1 protein-coding gene is annotated in these 736 nt (G+C 35.5%); it reads right to left on the reverse strand.

The genetic code is table 11. The features are described 5' to 3' along the window. The coding region (locus DT250_RS31385; protein ID WP_149214394.1) for a methyl-accepting chemotaxis protein at nucleotides 1–736 on the reverse strand (736 nt) is incomplete at both ends.

The raw sequence follows: 736 nt of genomic DNA on the forward strand, positions 1-736 counted from the left end.
TGGATTGTATCCATCTGTTGAATCATTTGTTTCATTAATTTGTTACCACTCTCTGCATCTAATGCTGATTGAGCAGACAATTCATTTACAGAGGATGATGTATTCACTATACTCTGCATTCCTTGTGTCAACTCTTCCATCGCACCCGCAGTTTGCTCCATTGCCTGCATTTGGCCCTCTGCGCCATTTGCAACTTCTTCAATATCTATAGTGATTTTCTTCGCTGCACCACTAGATACTTCCGATGCAGATACTACTCCGTCTGCATGTTGGAATAAAAGCTGAATATTATTCTCTACTTCTTGCATATTTGTTCTTAGCCCTGCAATCATTTCGTTAAAATCACTTACTAATACACCTAATTCATCCTTAGCATTATACTCACCATGTACAGTTAAATCTCCTTCTTTTGCTCTTTCCATCATACGACTAACCGTTTGTAAAGGTGCAACTATAAGCTTGCTAATAATATAACTTACTATACATATAATGACTGTAGTAACTACTACAAGAATGATAAAAGTAATAACGGACCGATCTATCATTTTTTGAGAATCTTTAAATACTTGGTCAGCTAAATTTGAAACATACGCTTCTAGATCTACAGCATAACTAGCTAACTCTACTCCCTTCGGTTTTAATTCCTTATGAAATTCGTTTACCATTTGAGATTCATTTGTTACCTTCGCTTTATCAAACAACTTCTTATATGTCTCCATATAACTTGGCAAAGATT

This window comes from Bacillus sp. AR2-1, assembly GCF_008368755.1.
GTDB classification, from domain to species: Bacteria; Bacillota; Bacilli; order Bacillales; family Bacillaceae_G; genus Bacillus_A; species Bacillus_A wiedmannii.